Genomic DNA, 20,822 nt, shown 5'->3' with positions numbered 1-20,822 from the left:
GGGAATTCCCCGGCCTTTCTGCTGTCCGGCGAAGAAAGACAGCGCCCTCCCCATGGGCCGCCAGCGGTCGCGTCATTAGGCGCCAGCCTATATTCCAAAACGGAAAGAATAGCTGCCGAACCATTGTTGGCATTCCCCTTGTCTCAAGCGCATCGGAAGCGAGTTGAGTGGAAGGGGTATATATGACGATTCGGGATGGAAAGCCGCTGTTGGCGGCATTGGTGAGCCATGTGCTGGGCCGGGACCGGGCGGCGCAGGCCATGACCGGCCTCGAACTCGCGGGCGGCATCTTCGCGGAGACGGCGGAGGACCGTGCTTCCGGCCCACTGATCGCGATGGCGCTGAATATCATCCTGTTCGCCGAACTGCTCGATCGCGTGCCCACGGCACACCGCTGGGTGGCGGCGGAGCGCGCGGCGGGGCGCGGCCGGACGCTGGATCATGGCGCGGTGCGGACGATGCGCTTTCCTGGCCGGGGGACCGGCGCGCTGCCCGGCGGCGTCGACGCCATCGCGCGCATCCTGGGGCCGCTGGGCTATGCCGCGGTCGAGGTTTATCCGCTGCCCCGCCTGCGCATGACCGGCTATGCGTTCCGCCACCGCGCGCTGCCGGCCGATGTGCCGCAATTCTTCATCAGCGAGCTGGACGTCGCACAATTCGACCCCGAGTGGACCGAGGTCGCGGCGCGGGTCTTCGCCTCGAGCCGCGATCCGCTCGACCCCGCGACACTGGCGCTGCTCGCGCTGCTCGAAAGCCGGGGATGGCTGACCCGCACGCAGGCGCATGCGCTGCTACCCGCCGTCGCGGGCGCCTTTGCCCGCACCCACAATCCGCCGTCGCTCGCCGATTATGAATCGCTGAAGAGCCGATCGGCGGAGGCGGCGTGGATCGCCACCGAGGGCAACGCCTTCAACCATGCGACCGAGCGCGTGGCCGACGTCGATGCGCTGGCGCTGCGGTTGAAGGAGCAAGGCTATCCCGTGAAGGCGGCGGTCGAGCATTCGGCGACTGGGCGCGTCCACCAGACCGCGTTCCGCGCCGATCCCGTCCGCCGCGTCTTCCGGGGTACGGAAGGGGCGACGGAGGAACGCGAGGTGCCGGGATCCTTCTATGAATTCATCACCCGCGATATCGACCCCGCCACAGGCCGCATCGACCTCGCCTTCGACAGCAGCAACGCCACCGGCATCTTCGCCGTGACGCGAGCGGCGGCCTGATGGCGCGCGATCTGATCCGCGCTCTCGTCGATCTGGTGGGCGAGCGGCATGTGATCGCCGACCCGGCCGAGCTCGAGGCCCTGGCGCGCGACGGGCGCGGCGTCGCCGGAAGGCCGCTTTGCGCCGTGCGCCCCGATGGCGCCGGTCAGGTGGCCGAACTGCTCGCATCATGCCGCGCGCATGGCGTCGTGGCGGTGCCGCGCGGGGCCGGCACCGGCCTGTCGGGCGGCGGCTGCGCCGACGACAGCGGCACCCAGATACTGGTGCTGACCGACCGGATGAACGCGCCGCCGGTGATCGACCCGATCAACCGCACCGCGGAGGTCGGCGCGGGGGTGCGCCTGTCGGCGCTGAACGCGGCGGCGATGGCGCATGGCCTGTTCCTGCCGATCGACCTCGGCGCCGATCCGGCGATCGGCGGCATGATCGCCACCAACACCGGCGGGGCCCGGCTGCTCCGTCACGGCGACATGCGCCGGCACGTTCTGGCGGTCGAAGCGGTGTGCAGCGACGGCACGGTGGTGCGGCTCGGCCGCGGGTTGTGGAAGGACAATAGCGCGCTCGACCTGAAGCAGCTCTTCATCGGGGCGGGCGGCGCGACGGGCATCGTCACCGCGGCAACGGTCGCACTCGAGATCGTGCCGTCGCATCGGGTCACGGCGATGCTCGCGCTGCGCGACGCACGCGACGCCCCGGCGCTGCTCGCCGCCGCCGAACGCCAGTTCGGAACGCTGCTCGCGGCGTTCGAGGGCCTGTCGCCCAATGCCATGCAAGCTGCGCTCGACCATGTGCCGGGCCTGCGCCCACCCTTTCCCAATCACCCGGACGCCTATGCCCTGCTGATCGAACTGTCGGGAAACCCGCTTTGCGATTCGGCGATGCTCGAGGAGGCGCTCGCCTGCTGGTGCGAACCGCATATGACGGGCGGCGATGCGGCCGTTCTCGATGCGGTCACCGACGGCGGCTCGCGTCATTGGGCGATCCGCCACGCGGTCCCCGACGGCATCCGCGCGCGCGGCAACGTCATCGCCTGCGACATCGCGATGCGCCGCGGCGCGGTCATGGACGGCCGCGCGCTGCTGATCGACCGGGTCGCGCGGCGCTGGCCCGAGCTGGTCGTCCATGATTTCGGTCATATCGGCGACGGCGGCCTGCACTTCAACATGGTCTGGCCCCACGCGGCCGGCCTCATGCCCGCCGGCCTGACCGAAGCAGTGCGTACCGATGTGTTCGATCTCGTCGCCGGCCCGCTGGGCGGCAGCTTCAGCGCCGAACACGGCGTCGGCCCGCGCAACATCAGCCATTACGAGCGGCTGACCCCCGCCGCGGTGCGGACGCTTTCGGACCGCATCGCCCGCCAATTCTCCATCACCACCAGCCAAGGATGACCGGCCATGACCATTACTCCCCTGTTGCCCGTCTATAACCGCGCCGAACCCGTCTTCACCCACGGCGAAGGCGCGTGGATCGTCGCCGACGACGGCCGCCGCTTCCTCGATTGCGTCGCCGGCATCGCCACCAACGCGCTGGGCCATGCGCACCCCCGTCTGGTCGACGCGCTGTCGCGGCAGGCCGGGAAACTATGGCACGTTTCGAACGTCTTTCGCGTGCCCGGTCAGGAAGAGCTGGCCGAAAAGCTGATCGCCGCCACGTTCGCCGACACCGTCTTCTTCGCGAACAGCGGCACCGAAGCGATCGAATGCGCGCTGAAGATGGCGCGCAAATATCATGCGGCGAAAGAACAGCCGGAGCGGATCGACATCATCGGCTTCGCGGGCTCGTTCCACGGACGCAGCTATGCCGCGGTGAACGCATCGGGCAACGCCGCCTATTTGAGCGGCTTCGGCCCGCGCCTGCCCGGCTATGTCCAGCTCACCGTCGACGACATGCCCGCGCTGCTCGCGGCGATCGCCGCGCCGACCACCGCCGCGGTCATCGTCGAGCCGGTTCAGGGCGAAGGCGGCGCCCGGGCGCTCTCCGGCGAATGGCTGCAGACGGTGCGCCGCGCCTGCACCGATGCCGGCGTGCTGCTGATCTATGACGAGGTGCAGGCGGGCATGGGCCGCACCGGCAAGCTGTTCGCACATCAATGGGTGGACGATGCCGCGCCCGACATCATGGCGATCGCCAAGGCACTCGGCGGCGGCTTCCCGGTCGGCGCCTGCGCCGCGACCGAGGACGCGGCGAGCGGCATGGGGGTCAGCGCGCACGGATCGACCTTCGGCGGCAACCCGCTCGCCATGGCGGTGGCGAACGAGGCGTTCGACCTGATCAACGCTCCCGGTTTCCTCGATCGGACGGTTGTGGTCGCGGCCCGGCTGCGCGCCGGACTGGAGCAGCTGGCGGCGCGCCACCCCGGCCTCATCGTCGATGTGCGCGGCAAGGGCATGCTGATCGGCGTCAAGCTGACCGGCAACAACCGCGAATTCATGGCGATGGCGCGCGAGAAGCTGTTGCTGGTCGCGGGCGGCGGCGACAATTGCGTACGCCTGCTGCCGCCGCTGAACCTGAGCGAAGCGGAGGCCGACGAAGCGGTCGCGCGCTTCGCGGCAACGCTGGACCTCGCCGCCGAGCGTTGGGCCAAGGAAGCGGCCTGATTGCCCCCCAGCCCGGCGGGCAGGCGTTTCCACGCCCGCCGGTGATCAGGCGGACAGACCGTCCGCCCGCCGCCGGGGCCGCGAATAGCAGAGATAGATGACCGTCCCCATGATCATCCACAGCAGCAGCCGGATCCAGGTGTCGGCCGGCAGGCTGACCATCAGATAGAGGCTGCTGAGGATGCCGACGACCGGCACCAGCGGCGAGAAGGGGACGCGGAACGGACGCGGCGCATCGGGTATCCGCCGGCGCAGCACCAGCACGCTCCAGCACACGAAGGCGAAGGCGAGCAGCGAGCCGATCGACACCAGTTCACCCAATATATCGATCGGAAACAGTCCGGCGATCAGCGCGCAGGCGAGGCCGACGATCACCGTGCCGTGCGCCGGGGTGCGGAAGCGTGGCGCGATGCGCGCGAAGAGGGGCGGCACCATGCGGTCCTGCGCCATCACATAGAGGATGCGGCTCTGGCCATAGAGACCCATCAGGATCGCCGAAGCGAGGCCGATCACCACGCCGATATTGACCAGCGAGCGCAGCCAGTCGAGGTCGCCGCCCGCCGCCGCGAGCGCGACCGACACCGGGTTGGCGACGTTGAGGGTGCGATAGTCGGCCATTCCCGTCATCACCATCGCCATCGCCACATAGAGGATGGTGCACGCCGCGAGCGCGCCGATGATCCCCCAGCCGATGTCGCGCTGCGGGTTGCGGCTTTCCTGCGCGCTGGTCGACACGCCGTCGAAGCCGAGGAAGGCATAGAAGATCACCGCCGATCCGCGCAGTACGCCGCTCCAGCCATATTCGCCGTAATGCCCCGTGTTTTCGGGAATATAGGGGGTGAAATGCTCGGCCCGTACATAGGCGGCGCCGAAGCCGACGACGAGCAGGATGATCCCCACCTTGATGATCACCATCGCGATATTGGCGCGGTTGGTTTCCTTGATGCCGACGATCAGCAGCCCCGTGACGAGACCGACGATCAGCGCGGCGGGCAGGTTGAAGATCGCGCCCGTCGCGACGGGGTGGCCCGCCTTGTCGAAATTCACCGGCGCCGCCGCGATCCATTCGGGAATCGGCAGGCCGATGCTCGCGACCAGATCGGCAAAATAGCTCGACCAGCCAACCGCCACCGTCGAGCAGGCGACGAGATATTCGAGCACCAGGCACCAGCCGACCGTCCAGCCGATCAGCGGTCCCGAGCTGGCGAGCGCATAGCTGTAGGCCCCGCCCGACTTGGGCAGCAGCCCGGCAAGCTCGCCGTAACAATAAGCGGTGCACAGGCAGACGAGCGCCGCGAAGGCGAAGGACAGGGTGATCGCCGGACCCGCATATTGCGCCGCCGCCGTCCCCGTGATCACGAAGATGCCCGAACCGATCGTCGACCCGACGCCGGCGGCGACGAGATGCCAGCGGCCAAGGTGCGGACGGAGCGTCAGATCATCGTCGTCGATAGCTGCAACCTGCGTCATGTTCGGAATATCCTCGCAGAGGTCATGAGCGAGCGAACCGGGACGCCAGCGAACGGCGTCCGGTGAGCAATGGAAGGATGCCCCGTCCCGATGGGTGGGACGGGGCGCCCCTCCCGCTTAGAATTCGGTGCCGAGCTTCAGCCCGAAAAACCGCGGCTTCGTCGGGTAGACCCGGCGATAGGGGCCGCAGAAAGTGGTCGCGCAATAAGTGTTGAGGCTCAGCTGCCCGCGCCGGTCGAACAGATTTTCGATGAACGCCTCGACCTTCCAGTCGCCGATGTGCATGCCCGCCGACAGGTCGAAGGTGACGAACCCTTTGGTCGCCCCGATCGCGGCGAAATCGGCGTCGGTCAGGAAGGACCGCGTGCCGTCCTGGAAGAACATCGACGCCTGAACGAACGCCTTGTTCTCCGCACCCGCGGGGAATTCGTAGCGCGCGGTGAGATTGCCCTTCACCTTGGGCTGGACGGGCAGCCGCGTCCCCTTGGGCGCCGCGGCGGGGATGCCGGCCAGGCAGACGATATTCTGGGTGACCGGATCGATCTGGCAGAAATTGGTCGCCAGCCGCGCATCGATATAGGCGATGGCGCCCACCAGGCTGAAGCCGTTCGCGCGATAGGAAATATCGCTCTCTATGCCGTAGATGTTCGCATCGCCGGCGTTGTAGATGTTGGTGATGCCATTGTTGTTCAGCGGCACCAGCCCGAACTGCATGTCCTTCCATCGCTGGTAAAAGGCCGCGCCGTTGAGGGTGACGCGGCCCAGCCCCGCCTTCCAGCCGACCTCGTAATTATAGAGCTTGTCGGCCTTGAACGGGTCGACATTGGCACGGCGGTTGTTGCCGCCGGGCCGGAAGCCGCTGGACACGGTGGCGTAAAGCATCAGGTCGGGCGTCGGTTTCCAGCTCAGGTTGAACTTGTAGGTATAGCTGGTCTGCCGGGTGCTCTTGTCGATGTTGATGCAGACCTTGTCGGGCGTCGGCGACGGCCGGATGCAGCTGTCGATCGAGCTGCCGGTGGCGATGCCCGAAAAGCCGACGATCGAGTTTTTCGTCCGAAAGCCGCGAACACCCGCCGCGAGGGTGAGGTTCGGCCGGATGTCATATTCGCCCTGGGCGAAGACCGCGTAATCCTTGTCGACGCGATAGACGCGGGTCATGTAGATCGAATCGGGATCGCCGGTGCTGGCGGGAAACGGCGTCGCCCAGATCGGCAGCGGGATGCTGCCGATGCCGGGAATGTCGTAATTGGTCCGCGCCCTGTCGCTCTGACGTTGATAGAAGAGCCCGGCGGTCAGCCGGAACCGGTTTTCGGACGGCGACGAGACGCGCAGCTCGTGCGTCTGCTTGGTATAATCGTCGTGCCCATAATAGGTCTGCTGCGGGTCGAGGAAGCCGCCGTTCCCGTCGGGGAAGTAGTTGGCGTAATAGCCGTAAGTGTCGTAAGCGACGGTATAATAAGAATAATCGACCGTATTATCGATCGTGCGCTCGAAATATCCGCCCGAATAGACGAGGTCCCAGTTGCTGATCTTGCCCTCGACGGTCAGCGCCGACTGAAACCAGCGGTCGAGGTTGCGCGACGGGCGATAGTCGGTGACGTTGAGGTCGCCCTTGCGCGGATCGTACAGGAAGCCGCCGTGGGTGAGCTGGCGCTGGTAGATGAACTGCGGGGTGATCGTCCAATCCTCGTCGAGATCGATCCCCAGCGCGACCCGCCCGCCATAGGTTTCGGCGTCGTTGAAGTCGTTCTCGACGAGCGTGTGATTGTCGACGGTGACGTTGGTGTCGGGGTCGGCATCGTCGAGCGTGAAGGTGCGGGTGCCCGGGATATTGTCGATATAGCCGCCTTCCTTCTGGTAGAAGCCGACCACCCGCAGCGCCGCGGCGGGCGATAGCGGCAGGTTGACATAGGCTTCGAGCGTGCCGCCGAAATCGCCCTTGCCATATTTGTTCGCCTGCGCGTCGACCGAGCCCGAGAAACCCGACGGATCGGGCTTGTTGGTGATGATCCGCAGCGTGCCCGACAGCGAGCTGGCGCCGAACAGCGTGCCTTGCGGGCCCGACAGCGCCTCGACGCGCGCGATGTCGTAGACGTGGAAATCGACCGAACCGAAGATGGTGGTCACCGGAATCTCGTCGATATAGAGGCTGCTGGTGGGCAGCGACCCCGTCTGCAGCCCGTCGCTGCCGCTGGTGACGCCGCGAAAGACGATCTGCGCCTGGCTCGGTCCATAGGACTGCGAACTGACGCTGGGCAGCAGCTTCTGATAATCGTCGAAGCTGGAAACCTGGGCATTTGCGAGGCGGGTCTCGCCCAGCGCCTGGATACTGATCGGGACGTCCTGAAGATTCTGTTCGCGTTTCTGCGCGGTCACAACGATGTCATTGTCGTTACCTCTGTCCGCGCCGCTCGCTTCCTGCGCCAGCGTCGGGCCCGCGCCCAATATGGTGGTCGTGAGCAGCGCGGCGAGCAAACGGCCAACGGGCTGATGATATCCTCTCATAAAACCTCCCGAATTATTCGGCGATCAAGCTGTTGTTATTATTATATATTCAATCTCCATGGCGACATGATGCCTTATCCGCCCCGGCCCGTTCCGGCATCACGTCCCGAATTCCCGGACGAGATGATCGACGATATCGCCCGCCCCCCAGCGGAGGGGGTCGACCGCAGGCAGCCCGAGTTGGTCCTCCGCGCGCTTCAGCGCGTCGCGCGCCGCCGGTTCGTCGAGCGTCGAAGTGTTGAGGCCGACGCCGGCGCCGCAGGCTTCGGGATTGGTGAGGCGCGCCGCTGCGACATGGACATCGAGCGCCTCGCGCAGCGAAGGACAGGTGAAATGGCCTTCATAGCCCTGCAGATCGACCCGCCCTGCCTCGTGACAGACGATGATCGCGTCGGGCTGGCTGCCATGCACCAGCCCCAGCGTGACCCCGGCATAGGCCGGGTGGAGCAGCGTGCCCTGCCCTTCGATCAGGTGCCAATGATCGGGATCGGCGGCGGGCGACAGCCATTCGGCCGCCCCCGAGATAAAGTCCGCCACCACCGAATCGATCGCGACGCCGCGTCCCGTGATCATGATCCCGGTCTGGCCGGTCGGGCAGAAGGTGGCGGGGAGCCCGCGCCGGCTCATCTCGCGCTCGATCGCGAGCGCGGTATATTTCTTGCCCACCGCGCAGTCGGTGCCAACGGTCAGCAGCCGCTTGCCCGGCCGTTTCCTGCCCGTGCCGGGGGAGAAGCTGCGATCGGGTCGGCGCAGGTCGGACAGCGTCCGGCCCGCCTCGCGCGCTGCCGCCGCAATCCGGGGATGGTCGGCGAGCCGCTCGTGCAGACCGGCGGCCAGATCGAGCCCGGCCCGCAGCGCCGCCTCCAGATGCGGCACCCAATGTTCGGCGATGAAACCGCCGTCGTTGGCGATGCCGATCACCAGCGTGCGGACGCCCGCTGCCCTGGCCGCCGCGAAATCCATGTCGGGCAGGCCCAGGTCCACCTTGCATCCGACCAGCCGATATTGGCCCGCGCAATCCTCCGGCCGCCATTGGGCCAGCCCGGATGCGGTCTTCGCCCAGCCGATATCGGGCGCGTCGCCCAGGAAGAGGAGCAGTGGTGGGATCATTCGATCGTCTTTCAACACGCCGGTCAGTTGCGGGCCGGAGCGGGCTGCCGGCGCAGCACCTGGCCCGGCGTCGCCCCGGTGGGCGCGCCCTCGTTCATCACCATCACGCCGTTGACCCAGACCGAGCGGATGCCCACGGGCCGCGCGGCGGGGTTGGCGAAGCTCGATCCGTCGGCGATCGTCGCCGGGTCGAACAGCACCAGATCGGCCGCCATGCCCGGAGCGATCCGCCCGCGATCGGCAAAACCCATATGGTCGGCGGCGAGCCCGGTCATCTTGTGGACCGCCTGCTCGAGCGTCAGCGCCTTCCGCTCGCGCACCAGCCAGGCGAAGACGCGTGGGAAGGAGCCCGCGCCGCGCGGATGGCGATCCTCGAGCTGGCCGTCGGAGCAGATGTTGGTGTTCGCCCAGCCGATCAGCGTCGCGACATCGTCCTCCGACATCGCGTGGCCCATCACGCCGCTGCCTTCGCCTTTCGCGGCCGCCTCGCGGTTCAGCGCCAGGAACGCCTCCGCAGGCGAAATGCCGCGCAGCTTCGCGACGTCGGCAACCGATTTGCCGACCAGCGACGGATCGGGCGGGAAGTCCGTCAGCACCAGCCCCTCGGGCGGCGCCAGATGATCGAGCGCGAACTGCGCCGCCTTCAGGTCCGTGAAATCGCGCGCGGGCAGCAGCACGTCCAGCCCCGACTGCCACCAGGCATAGGGATAGGCGTCGGCGGTGACGTCGATTCCTTCCGCGCGGGCGGCATCCAATCGCCGCAGCACCGTCGCGGCATCGCCCCACCGGTCGACCAGCGCGATCTTGAGGTGCGAGATCTGCACGGGCATCCCGGTCGCCCTGCCGATCGCGAGCAGTTCGCCGATCGCGTCGTCCAGCCCGACGTCCTCGCTGCGCATATGGCTGATATAGCGTCCGTGATGCGCCGCCGCGACGCGGGCCAGCTCCAGCACCTCCGCGCGGGTCGAATAGATGGCGGGATCATATTCGAGGCCGGTCGACAGACCGAGCGCGCCGGCGTCCATCGCCTTCGCCACCAGCTCTTTCATCCGCTCGATCTCGTCGGGCCGCGCCGGCCGCTTCGCATCCTGGCCCATCACCGCTTCGCGCACGCTGCCATGGCCGACATAGGAGGCGATGTTCACCGCCGCCGGCTTCGCCGTGAACGCCGCGAACTGCCCGGCGACCGGCAGGGCGCTGAACCCGTCCTGTCCGACGACGATCGTCGTCACTCCTTGCGATGTCACAGGCACCGCTTCAGGCTGCTCGGCCAACCCCTCGCCATGATGGCTGTGCGTGTCGATGAAGCCCGGAGCAAGCGTCAGCCCCGCCGCATCGACCCGCTGGTCGCCGCGTGCCGCGCGGCATTTGCCCACGCAGCGGATGCGCCCGTCGACGACCCGCACCGTCCCCGGCCGCGCCGGCGCGCCGGTGCCGTCGACGATCGAGGCATTGACGATCACCAGCCCCGCATCGGCCGGCGCGAACGCCCCTGCCGGCGCACACCACATGCCGGCGGCCATGGCCAGAGGCAGGACACCCGATTTCAGAACCGCCCGCATCAGCCGCTCCCCTCGCTATGATGTATAATGAACTTATACTATCTTCTGTTATCTTTCTAACAATAATGGATACTCGATGCAAGCGGCGATTGCATCCCGCTTCGAACGGGACGGGCCGGAGCGATTCAGCCTTATTGCGGCGGACGATCGGGAGGCCGGGATTCCGGCAATCGGCGCACATGGCGGCGGCGAAATCCGATTGCCACCCCAAAGTCCCGGACGGGACAAGGTGGCGAGCGGCAGAGCCTCATCCGCGACGAGGGTTGCGCGCGGAGATCATCATGACGCGTCTGTATTTATGTCAGTTAAATAATATGATGCCTCAAGGACCGACACGCGCGAAGGCGTTCGCGGGCTCAACGCCCGCCGCCGACCTCCCCTCGCATCCGCGACGCTTCCGCCACGATCCAGTCGCGCAGCAGGCGGAACCTCGGATAGCCGAGCCGGTCGTGCGGATAGACCAGATAATAAGCGAGTCGACTCTGCAGCGGCCGATCGACGGGGATGACCAGCGCACCGCTCGCCAGCTCCTGCTCGACCAGAAAGCGCGGCATCATCGCCACGCCGCCCCCCGACACCGCCGCCTGCGCGAGCATCATGAAATGATCGAACCGGCCCGACAGCTTGACCGGTCCCGCAACGCCGGCCAGCGCGAACCATTCTTCCCACGCGGACTGGCGGAGCGACTGGCCGAGCAGCGGACAGCCGATCAGGTCCGCCGCCCGCACGATCGGATGCGCGGCCAGGAAGGCGGGCGCGCAGACCGGCACCGATTCCTCGGGAAACAGCAGGTCATGCGCGGCATTCTGCCAATCGGGCCGGCCATAATGGATGGCGGCGTCGAAGCCGCTCGCCGCCAGCTCGAACGGTTCGGAGCGCGCGGCGATGTTCACGATCATCTCGGGATGCGCGCTGGTCAGTTGCGGCAGGCGCGGAGCGAGCCAGCGCATTCCGAAACTGGGCAGCGTGGCGATGGTGAATTCGCCCTCGCGCCGCTTCGCCATCGCCTCTCCCGTCGCGCGGCGGATCGCGTCGATCGCCGGGCCGATGGCGGCGGCATAGGCGGCCCCCGCCTCGGTCAGCGCGATGCGCCGGCCGGTGCGATGGAACAGCGGCCGCCCGACGATCTCTTCGAGCTGCGCGACCTGGCGGCTGACCGCACTCTGCGTCAGCCCGGTTTCGCGCGCCGCCACCGAAACGCTTTCGTGGCGCGCCGCGATCACGAAACTCTGCAGCACCCCGATGGGCGGCAGCAAGCGCCGGCGCAGATCGTTCATTCCATATCCTCATAAGCAATTGCCGCAATCTCGTTGGATATACAGGCAGCCTGATGGCTAGAAATATGACGAACATGGACAAGGAGCGCAATCATGGACGTCGCCTTCCAATCGACCTGTCCGGCGGACGGCAGCCTGATCTGGGAGGGGCGCGCCGATGATGCCGCCGCCTGCGCCGCCGCCGTGGCCCGCGCCCGCGCGGCGCAGGCCGGCTGGGCCGAAACACCGCTCGACGCGCGCACCGCCGTCGCCCGGCGCTTCGCCGAACGGGTGCGGGCGCAAGTCGACGATCTGGCAACGCTGATCGCGCGCGAAACCGGCAAGCCCCTATGGGAAACCAGGACCGAAGCGGCAGGCGTCGCCGGCAAGGTCGATCTCTCCATCGCCGCGCAGGCCGAGCGCGCGGGCGAACGCCGGTCCCCGGCCGCCTTCGGCGAAAGCGTGCTGCGTCACCGTCCGCACGGCGTACTGGCGGTGCTGGGGCCGTTCAACTTCCCGGCGCATCTGCCGAGCGGGCACATGATCCCCGCGCTGCTCGCCGGCAACGCCATCGTCTTCAAACCGTCCGAACAGACGCCGGCAGTGGGCGAGATGCTCGTCCGCCTGTGGCGCGAGGCGGGGCTTCCCGCAGGCGTGCTCGAACTGGTGCAGGGCGGGCGCGAGACCGGCGCGGCGCTGGTCGATTGCGACCTCGACGGCCTGCTCTTCACCGGGTCAGCGCGGGCGGGGCTGCATTTCCAGCGGCATTTCGCCGCGCGGCCCGGCTTCATGCTCGCGCTCGAACTGGGCGGCAACAATCCGCTGATCGCGTGGGACGGCGATGCCGGGGCGGCCGCCGCGATCATTGCGCAATCCGCCTTCCTGACCGCGGGGCAGCGTTGTTCGTGCGCGCGGCGGCTGATCGTGCCCGACGATGCGCGGGGGACCGCGATCGTCGATGCCGCCGCCGCGCTGGCCGGCCGGCTACGGATCGGCCGATGGGACGCCGACCCGCAGCCCTTCATGGGATCGCTGATCTCGACCGAGGCCGCGGCGGGCGTCGATCGCGCGATCGACCGACTCAAGGGGCAGGGCGGCGTCGTGCTGACCGACGCGCGGACCGATCTGCCCGGCCGGGCATTCCGCGCGCCCGCGATGATCGACATGAGCGACGCCGCGCGCGACGATGAGGAGATTTTCGGCCCCGTTCTGCAAGTGCTGCGGGTGCCCGATTTCGATGCCGCGATCGAAGCCGCGAACCACACCGCCTATGGCCTGTCGGCGTCGCTGCTGAGCGCCGACGACGCGCTGTGGGGCCGCTTCCTCGCGCGGTCGCGCGCGGGCGTGGTCAACCGCAACCGGCCGACCAACGGCGCCGCCTCGAACATGCCCTTCGGCGGCTCGGGCGCGTCGGGCAACCATCGGCCGAGCGCCTGGTACGCCGCCGATTATTGCGCCTATCCGGTGGCGAGCGCCGAGGCGCCGTCGCTCGACGCCGCGCCGCCGGACCTGGCGCCCTTCGTGGACGCCGGGCTCCCGATCCTCAAAGCCTGACGCGCTCTCCCGTCGTCGCCGAGCGCGCCGCCGCCTCGGCGAGGGCGAGCGCCGCGACCCCGTCGCGATAGCCGACCAGCGGCGCGGTCTTGCCGTCCAATATGTCGGCGAAATGCTCGGCCTCGCGCGCATAGGCCACCGCGTAGCGGTCGAGGAAGAAATTCTGGAACCGGTCGGCCGCCGCGCCGCCCTCGCCCCAGGTTTCGACCGTGGTTTCGAGCTGGTTCTGCGCGCGGATCATCCCCTGCGACCCGAAGACCTCGATGCGCTGGTCATAGCCATAGCCGCTGCGCCGGCTCGACGAGATCATGCACAGCCGCCCCGACGCGGTGCGCAGGATCGTCTTCGCGGTGTCGGCGTCGCCCGCGGCGCCGATCGCGGGGTCGACGAGCACCGACGCGCTCGAGAACACCTCGGTCACTTCCTCGCCGAGCAGCCAGCGCGCCATGTCGAAATCGTGGATCACCATGTCCTTGAAGATGCCGCCCGACACCTTGATGTAATCGACCGGCGGCGGCGCGGGATCGTGGCTGATGATGTGCAGCGTTTCGAGCGCCCCCACCGCGCCGTCCGCGAGCCGCGCCTGCAGCGCCGCGAAATTGGGGTCGAAGCGCCGGTTGAACGCCAGGAACAGCCGCGCGTCCAACTCGGCGAAGCGCGCCGCGGCTTTCTCGGCGCGCGCGAGGTCCTGGTCGAGCGGCTTTTCGCAGAAGATCGCCTTGCCCGCGGCCGCGGCGGCGAGGCTGTAGTCGAGATGCGTGTCGGTCGAGCTCGCGACGACGACGCCCGCGATCGCGGGATCGGCGAGCGCCTCGTCGAGGGTCGAGACCGCCGCGCCATGCTCGGCCGCGATGGCCGCGGCCGCGTCGGCGAAGGGATCGACCACCCGCGCGAGCCGCAACCGCGGGCTCGCCGCGATATGGCCGGCGTGGATCTTGCCGATCCGGCCGGCGCCGATCAGGGCTATGTCGTGCATTCATCCTCTCCTGTTGGAATTCATATTTCACACATATATTGTGCAGAACATTCATTCCATAGCGCGATCTGGTGCGCCTTGCGATAGTTGCGTTACAAGAATTGAACAGATATTCCGTTTTTCAGGAACGACCGGGGAGAGACGAACCGATGACCGACGCCACGACCGCTCCCGCCACCGCGGAAGCGCTGCGCGCCGAGATCGTGCGCCGATACGAGACGCTGAGCAAGCGGCTCAAGCAGATCGCGCGCTATATCCTCGACGAGCCCAACGACATCGCGCTCGAAACGCTGGCGGTGATCGCCGAGCGCTGCGGGGTGCAGCCGTCGGCGATCGTGCGTTTCGCCAAGAGCTTCGGCTTCGAGGGCGCGAGCCAGATGCAGCGGCTGTTCCGCGACGGGCTGCTCAGCACCAACGCCGCGCTCGGCTATTCGGAGCGCGTCCGTCAGCTCGATCAGGCGACCAACGCGAGCGATGCCGAGCCCGCCGACCTGCTCGCCGAATTCGTCGAGGGCAACACGCTGGCGATCCAGAATCTGCTGCAGACGGTGTCGGGGCCCGACATGCGCGCCGCGGTCGATCTGATCCTCGCCGCCGATACGGTCCACGTCGTTGGCTTTCGCCGCTCCTTTCCCGTCGCCTCCTACCTCGCTTACTCGCTGCTCCAGGCGGGCAAGCGCGCGGTGTTCGTCGACGGGGTCGCGGGCCTCGCCAAACAGCAGGTCCAGATGATCGGCGCGAGCGACCTGCTGATCGCGGTCAGCTTTCACCCCTATTCGGAAGAGACGGTGGGCATCGTCGACATCGTCCGCGCGAACGGCGGGCGAATCCTCGCGATCAGCGACAGTCTGGTCAGCCCGGTCGCGAAACCCGCCGACCATGTCCTCCAGGTGCGCGAATCCGAAGTGCGCAAGTTCCGCTCGCTGTCGGCGTCGATGTGCCTTGCGCAGGCGCTGGTGATCAATTTCGCCTTCGAAGCGACGCGCGCGCCGGCCGCGACGAAGGGCCGCGCGCGGAAATAGAATTCCAGTTCAGGCAAATTGTGAAACATATGTTGCAAAACTTCTAAAGTTGGAATAGGCGTTACAGACCAAGGAAGAAGGTGGTCTGAAACTGATGGTGCAACAGCGGGCAGCAGGCGGGGAGCGCCGACTGGATATCCTCACGCTCGGCCGGGCGGGGGTCGACCTATATGGCGAACAGATCGGCGGGCGGCTCGAGGATATGGCGAGCTTTGCCAAATATATCGGCGGCAGCCCGACCAACACCGCGGTGGGCGCAGCGCGGCTCGGCCTCCGCGCCGGGCTGATCACCCGCGTCGGCGGCGACCATTTCGGCCGTTTCATCACCGAAGAACTCGAACGCGAGGGCGTCGAGACGCGCGGCGTGACGGTCGACGTCGACCGGCTGACCGCGCTCGCGATCCTCGGCATCCGCGACCCCGACACCTTTCCGCTGATCTTCTACCGCGAAAATTGCGCCGACATGGCGCTCTGCGCCGCCGACATCGACGCCGATCTGGTCGCGTCGGCCGGCGCGCTGCTGGTGAACGGAACGCATCTGTCGCAGCCGAACGTCTTCGAGGCGAGCCTGAAGGCGGCGACGCTGATGAAGGAAAGCGGCGGACGAGTCGTGTTCGATATCGACTATCGCCCGGTGTTGTGGGGGCTGGCGGGCAAGGATAATGGCGAGGATCGTTTCGTCGCGAGCGCCGGGGTTACCGCGGCCTTGCAGCGCATCCTGCCGCTCTGCGACCTGATCGTCGGCACCGAGGAAGAGGTGCATATCCTCGGCGGCACCACCGACACGCTCGCGGCGCTCCGCGCCATTCGCGAGCAGAGCGACGCGCTGCTCGTCTGCAAGCGCGGCGGCGCCGGATGCGTCGCCTTTCCCGGTGCGATCCCCACCGACCTCAGCGACGGCACGGTCGCGCGCGGCTTTCCGATCGAGGTGTTCAACGTGCTCGGCGCCGGCGACGCCTTCATGGCGGGCTTCCTGCGCGGCTGGCTGAAGGACATGCCGCTCGAAAAATGCTGCGAGATCGCCAATGCGTGCGGCGCTATCGTCGTGTCGCGTCACGGCTGCGCCCCGGCGATGGCGTCGTGGACCGAGCTTCAGCATTTTCTGGCGGGAAGCTGGCCGCACCGCCTGCGCGAAAGCGCCGAGCTCGAACAGCTGCACTGGTCGACCAACCGCCACGGCGACCGCGACGAGCTCACCGTTCTCGCGATCGACCATCGCAGCCAGTTCGACGACCTGCTCGCCGATCTGGGCGCGGGCAGCGAAGAACGCGTGTCGCGCTTCAAGGACCTGTCGCTTCAGGCGCTCCACGGGCTCGCCGACGGCGACGGCAATTACGGCATGCTGCTCGACGGCCGGTTCGGCGCGCGCGCGCTCGAGGCGGCGGCCGACCTCCCCTATTGGATCGGACGCCCGATCGAGGTGCCGGGATCGCGCCCGCTGGCCTTCGAAGGCTATGCCGACGTCGCGATGACGCTGCGCGAATGGCCGGCGAACCATGTCGTCAAGGTGCTCGCCTTCTATCACCCCGACGACGATGCCGAAATGCGCGCGCGGCAGGACCGCCAGCTGCTGCGGCTGTTCGACGCGTGCCGCCGCACCCGCCACGAGTTGCTGGTCGAGATCATCGCATCGAAGCACGGCGCGATCGAGAGCGACACGATCGCGCGGGTGATCGACCATCTCTACGGGCTCGGCATCTACCCCGACTGGTGGAAGCTCGAACCCACCGCCGACCCCGAAGCGTGGGCCGCGAGCGAGGCGGCGATCCTGCGCCACGATCCCTTGTGCCGCGGCATCGTCCTTCTCGGCCTGTCGGCGTCGCAGAACGAGGTGCTCGCGGGCATCGTCGCCGCGGCCGCCTTTCCGCTGGTCAAGGGCTTCGCGGTCGGCCGCACGATCTTTCACGACGTCGCGCAGCAATGGCTCGCCGGGACGATCGACGACGCCGAGGCGGTGGCGCGGCTCGACGCCAATTTGCGGGTCCTCGTCGATGGCTGGCGAACTGCCCGGCGTGCTATGGTGCCGGCATGACAAAGCATGTGCGATTGACGATGGCGCAGGCGCTCGCGCGCTGGCTCGCCGCGCAGCGGGTCGAGATCGATGGCGTCGAGTTGCCCTATTTCGCGGGCGTCTGGGCGATCTTCGGTCACGGCAATGTCGCGGGGCTGGGCGAGGCGCTCGCCGGAATGGAAGCCGAGCTCCCGACCTTCCGCGCACACAACGAACAGGGGATGGCGCACGCCGCGATCGCCTTTGCCAAGGCGTCGCGCCGCCGCCGCGCGATGGCCTGCACCAGCTCGATCGGGCCGGGCGCGACGAACATGGTCACCGCGGCGGCGCTCGCGCACGTCAACCGCCTCCCCGTGCTGTTCCTGCCCGGCGACGTCTATGCGAGCCGCCGCCCCGACCCGGTGCTCCAGCAGATCGAGGATTTCGCCGACGCGACAATCAGCGCCAACGACTGCTTCCGCCCGGTATCGCGCTATTTCGACCGCATCACCCGCCCCGAGCAGATCATCGACGCGCTGCCGGGCGCGATGGCGGTGCTCACCGACCCCGCCAATTGCGGGCCGGCGACGCTGTGCCTGTGCCAGGATGTGCAGGCCGAAGCCTTCGACTATCCTGAAAGCTTTTTCGCACCGCGCGTGTGGCGTCAGCGCCGCGTGCGCCCCGATACGGGCGAACTCGCCGCCCTCGTCGCGGCGCTGCGCGGGGCACGGGCGCCGCTGCTGGTCGCGGGCGGCGGCGTCCTCTATTCGCGCGCCGAGACCGAACTCGCCGCCTTCGCCGCACACAGCGGCGTTCCGGTCGCGGAGACGCAGGCGGGCAAGGGCGCGCTCGCCTGGGACCATCCGCAGGCGCTGGGCTCGATCGGCGTCACCGGAACGAGCGCCGCGAACCGCGCCGCCGAGGGCGCCGACCTGATCGTCGGCATCGGCACGCGGCTCCAGGATTTCACCACCGGATCGCGCACCCTGTTCGCGGGCAAGCGGCTGTTCCAGATCAATGTCGCGCCGCACGATGCCGCCAAGCATGGCGCCGAGGCCGTGCTGGGCGACGCGCGCGAGACGCTGCGCGCGCTCGCCGACACGCTCGAGGACTGGCACGTCGACGCCGCGTGGCACGACGCCAATGCCGCGGCGGTCACCGAATGGAACGCGGCGTGGGACGCCGCGACCGCGCCCGGCGACGCGCTGCCCTCGGATGCGCAGGTGATCGGCGCGGTGTGGCGGCAAGCCGATGACGACGCGACCGTCGTCTGCGCCGCGGGCGGCCTCCCGGGTGAACTCCACAAGCTTTGGCGCAGCCATCGGCCCGGCGGCTATCATGTCGAATACGGCTTTTCGTGCATGGGCTACGAGGTCGCGGGTGGGCTTGGGGTCAAGATGGCCGACCCGGCGCGCGACGTCTATGTGATGGTCGGCGACGGCAGCTATCTGATGCTCAATTCGGAACTCGCGACCTCGGTGATGCTGGGGCGGAAGATCACCGTCGTCCTGCTCGACAACCGCGGCTACGGCTGCATCAACCGGCTCCAGCAGGGAACCGGCGGACGCCCGTTCAACAATCTGCTCGCCGACGCGGCGCACGAGAGACTCCCCGACGTCGACTTCGCCGCCCACGCCCGCAGCCTCGGCGCCGCGGCCGAGAAGGTTGGCGGTCTCGCCGAACTCGACGCGGCGCTCGCCCGTGCGAAGGCGTCGGACAAAAGCTATGTGATCGTGATCGACACCGATCCCGCCATCACGACCGAGGCCGGCGGCCACTGGTGGGACGTCGCGGTGCCCGAAGTGTCGGACCGCGCCGAAGTGCGCGCCGCGCGCCGCGATTACGAGGCCCGCATTCAGGGAGAGAGACAATGACGATCCGCTGGGGCGTGAGCCCGATCGCCTGGTGCAACGACGACATGCGCGAACTCGGCGGCGACACGACGCTCGACGAACTGCTCACCGACGTGCGCGACATCGGCTTCGACGGGGTCGAACTCGGCAACAAATTTCCGCGCGACCCAGAGGTGCTGGCGCCGATCATGGCGGGTTACGGCCTCGACATCGTCGGCGGCTGGTATTCGTCGAATCTGCTCGTTCGCGATGCCGACGCCGAAATCGACGCGCTGTCGAAGCATCTCGCGCTGCTCGACTATATGGATTCGAGCGTCTTCATCCTCGCTGAAACCTCGAACGCGGTGCATTGCGACCGCTATGGCAGCCGGCTCGACACCCACCCGGTGCTGCCCGCCGCCGACTGGGAACAATTTGGTGAGCGGCTCAATACGGTGGCGCGCTTTATCAACGATCGCGGGCTGCGCTTCGCCTATCACCATCACTTGGGAACGGTCGTCGAGACGAAGGACGAACTCGACCGCTTCTTCGATGCGACCGGCGACCATGTCGGGCTGGTGCTCGATACCGGTCACGCGCTGTTCGGCGGGATCGAGCCGATCGACGTGATCAAGGCGCACCCCGAACGCATCGCCCACGTCCACTGCAAGGACGTCCGCACCGCTAAATATGACGAATTTCTCGCCAATGGCACTAGCTTCCTCAACGGCGTCGTCGGGGGCATGTTCACCGCGCCGGGCGACGGCGATTACGACTATGCCCCCTTCATGCACGCGCTCGCCGACATGGATTATTCCGGCTGGATCGTGATCGAGGCCGAACAGGACCCCGCGATCGCCAACCCGCGCGAATACAGCCAGCTCGGGCTCGACACGCTGAAGCGGCTGGCCAGCCAGGCGGAGCTCGCCTGATGTCGCTGCTCGTCCGCCCGCACGCCCCCGACGCCGACGGCGCGGTGCTCGATATCACCCCCGAAAGCGCGGGCTGGAAATATGTCGGTTTCCGCGTCGTTCGCCTCGCCGCGGGCGCGCGATACAATCGTGTCGAGGATGGGCGCGAGGCGTGTCTCGTGATCCTGACCGGCACGGTGTCGGTCGAGACGGGGGGCGAGCGCTTCGAGGCTATCGGCGGCCGCCAGACGGTGTTCGACGGTGCCGCGGCCTCGGTCTATGTGCCCGCGGGCCATCGCTATACGATCGAGGCGGCATCCGACGCCGAAATCGCGGTCTGCACCGCGCCCGGAACCGGCGCCGGGACCGTCCGCCTGATCCGCTCGGACGCGGTCGAGGTGCGCGGCAAGGGCACCAACACCCGCCACGTCCGCAATATCCTCTCGGATGCCGACGAAGCCGAAAGCCTGCTCGTCGTCGAGGTCATCACCCCCGGCGGCCACTGGTCGAGCTATCCCCCGCACAAGCACGACCGCGACGCCTACCCCGAGGAGACTTTCCTCGAGGAAACCTATTATCACCGCCTGTCGCCGCCGCAGGGCTTCGCCTTTCAGCGCGTCTACACCGACGCGCGCGACATCGACGAGACGATGGCGGTCGAGGACGGCGACGTCGTGATGGTGCCGCGCGGCTATCATCCGGTCGGCGCCCCGCACGGCTACGACCTTTATTATCTCAATGTGATGGCGGGACCCCGGCGCAACTGGGTGTTCCGCAACGACCCCGCGCACGAGTGGATCGTGCGCCAGTAAGGAAGAGC

General features: G+C 67.9%; 15 protein-coding genes. 9 read left to right on the top strand and 6 right to left on the bottom strand.

Features of this window, described 5'->3' with window-relative positions; translation table 11 throughout:
* The first annotated feature begins 182 nt into the window (after nucleotides 1-182).
* The 3 genes from ACOTSS_RS00525 to ACOTSS_RS00515 are packed head-to-tail and all read left to right on the top strand — an operon-like array spanning nucleotide 183 to nucleotide 3,814.
* Nucleotides 183-1,217 (top strand): 2-oxoadipate dioxygenase/decarboxylase family protein, encoded by a 1,035-nt coding sequence (locus ACOTSS_RS00525; protein WP_448689620.1) that lies wholly within the window; start codon nucleotides 183-185, stop codon nucleotides 1,215-1,217.
* On the top strand, nucleotides 1,217-2,605 hold the full coding sequence (locus ACOTSS_RS00520) for an FAD-binding oxidoreductase (protein WP_448689619.1): 1,389 nt from the start codon (nucleotides 1,217-1,219) through the stop codon (nucleotides 2,603-2,605). Before ACOTSS_RS00525 ends, ACOTSS_RS00520 begins: the two co-directional genes overlap by 1 nt.
* A 6-nt stretch (nucleotides 2,606-2,611) precedes the next feature.
* Nucleotides 2,612-3,814 (top strand): acetylornithine transaminase, encoded by a 1,203-nt coding sequence (locus ACOTSS_RS00515; RefSeq protein ID WP_448689618.1) that lies wholly within the window; start codon nucleotides 2,612-2,614, stop codon nucleotides 3,812-3,814.
* Nucleotides 3,815-3,859: 45 nt separating this feature from the next.
* Here the strand turns inward: ACOTSS_RS00515 and ACOTSS_RS00510 are convergent, their stop codons facing one another.
* The 5 genes from ACOTSS_RS00510 to ACOTSS_RS00490 all read right to left on the bottom strand — a co-directional run bounded on the left by ACOTSS_RS00510 (nucleotide 3,860) and on the right by ACOTSS_RS00490 (nucleotide 11,738).
* On the bottom strand, nucleotides 3,860-5,284 hold the full coding sequence (locus ACOTSS_RS00510) for an amino acid permease (RefSeq protein WP_448689617.1): 1,425 nt from the start codon (nucleotides 5,282-5,284) through the stop codon (nucleotides 3,860-3,862).
* A gap of 117 nt (nucleotides 5,285-5,401) precedes the next feature.
* Entirely contained in the window at nucleotides 5,402-7,789 is a 2,388-nt protein-coding gene (locus ACOTSS_RS00505; protein WP_448689616.1) for a TonB-dependent receptor, read from the bottom strand.
* A gap of 99 nt (nucleotides 7,790-7,888) precedes the next feature.
* A complete protein-coding gene (locus ACOTSS_RS00500; RefSeq protein ID WP_448689615.1) occupies nucleotides 7,889-8,899 on the bottom strand; it encodes a DUF1611 domain-containing protein in 1,011 nt (336 codons plus the stop codon).
* A gap of 23 nt (nucleotides 8,900-8,922) precedes the next feature.
* Entirely contained in the window at nucleotides 8,923-10,461 is a 1,539-nt protein-coding gene (locus tag ACOTSS_RS00495) for an N-acyl-D-amino-acid deacylase family protein (RefSeq protein WP_448689614.1), read from the bottom strand.
* A gap of 356 nt (nucleotides 10,462-10,817) precedes the next feature.
* Nucleotides 10,818-11,738, bottom strand: coding sequence for a LysR family transcriptional regulator (locus ACOTSS_RS00490; RefSeq protein ID WP_448689613.1), 921 nt, complete (start codon nucleotides 11,736-11,738; stop codon nucleotides 10,818-10,820).
* A 93-nt stretch (nucleotides 11,739-11,831) separates the two neighbouring features.
* On the opposite strand from ACOTSS_RS00490, the gene astD reads away from it, so the two are divergent.
* Nucleotides 11,832-13,271 carry a succinylglutamate-semialdehyde dehydrogenase gene (gene astD, locus ACOTSS_RS00485; protein WP_448689612.1) on the top strand — a complete coding sequence of 480 codons (1,440 nt, stop codon included), beginning with the start codon at nucleotides 11,832-11,834 and terminating at the stop codon, nucleotides 13,269-13,271.
* Here the strand turns inward: astD and iolG are convergent.
* Entirely contained in the window at nucleotides 13,261-14,247 is a 987-nt protein-coding gene (gene iolG, locus ACOTSS_RS00480; protein WP_448689611.1) for an inositol 2-dehydrogenase, read from the bottom strand. The genes astD and iolG overlap by 11 nt on opposite strands.
* A gap of 149 nt (nucleotides 14,248-14,396) precedes the next feature.
* Here iolG and ACOTSS_RS00475 point away from each other — a divergent pair, with 149 nt between their 5' ends.
* From ACOTSS_RS00475 to iolB, 5 genes are all read left to right on the top strand, one after another.
* Nucleotides 14,397-15,269, top strand: a complete 873-nt coding sequence (locus ACOTSS_RS00475; protein ID WP_448689610.1) for a MurR/RpiR family transcriptional regulator — start codon at nucleotides 14,397-14,399, stop codon at nucleotides 15,267-15,269.
* 94 nt (nucleotides 15,270-15,363) lie between these two features.
* Nucleotides 15,364-17,301 carry a bifunctional 5-dehydro-2-deoxygluconokinase/5-dehydro-2-deoxyphosphogluconate aldolase gene (locus ACOTSS_RS00470; RefSeq protein WP_448689609.1) on the top strand — a complete coding sequence of 646 codons (1,938 nt, stop codon included), beginning with the start codon at nucleotides 15,364-15,366 and terminating at the stop codon, nucleotides 17,299-17,301.
* On the top strand, nucleotides 17,298-19,133 hold the full coding sequence (iolD, locus tag ACOTSS_RS00465) for a 3D-(3,5/4)-trihydroxycyclohexane-1,2-dione acylhydrolase (decyclizing) (protein WP_448689608.1): 1,836 nt from the start codon (nucleotides 17,298-17,300) through the stop codon (nucleotides 19,131-19,133). The genes ACOTSS_RS00470 and iolD overlap by 4 nt, the downstream gene beginning before the upstream one ends.
* Nucleotides 19,130-20,023 carry a myo-inosose-2 dehydratase gene (gene iolE / locus ACOTSS_RS00460; RefSeq protein WP_448689607.1) on the top strand — a complete coding sequence of 298 codons (894 nt, stop codon included), beginning with the start codon at nucleotides 19,130-19,132 and terminating at the stop codon, nucleotides 20,021-20,023. The genes iolD and iolE overlap by 4 nt, the downstream gene beginning before the upstream one ends.
* The gene (iolB, locus tag ACOTSS_RS00455) at nucleotides 20,023-20,814 is read left to right on the top strand and encodes a 5-deoxy-glucuronate isomerase (protein WP_448689606.1); all 792 of its coding nucleotides are present in this window, start codon (nucleotides 20,023-20,025) and stop codon (nucleotides 20,812-20,814) included. Before iolE ends, iolB begins: the two co-directional genes overlap by 1 nt.
* The last annotated feature ends 8 nt before the right edge of the window (nucleotides 20,815-20,822 follow it).

It is taken from the genome of Sphingopyxis sp. NJF-3, assembly GCF_053514865.1.
Note: the sequence above shows the minus strand (reverse complement) of the source record. Positions and strands in the feature narration are given on the sequence as shown.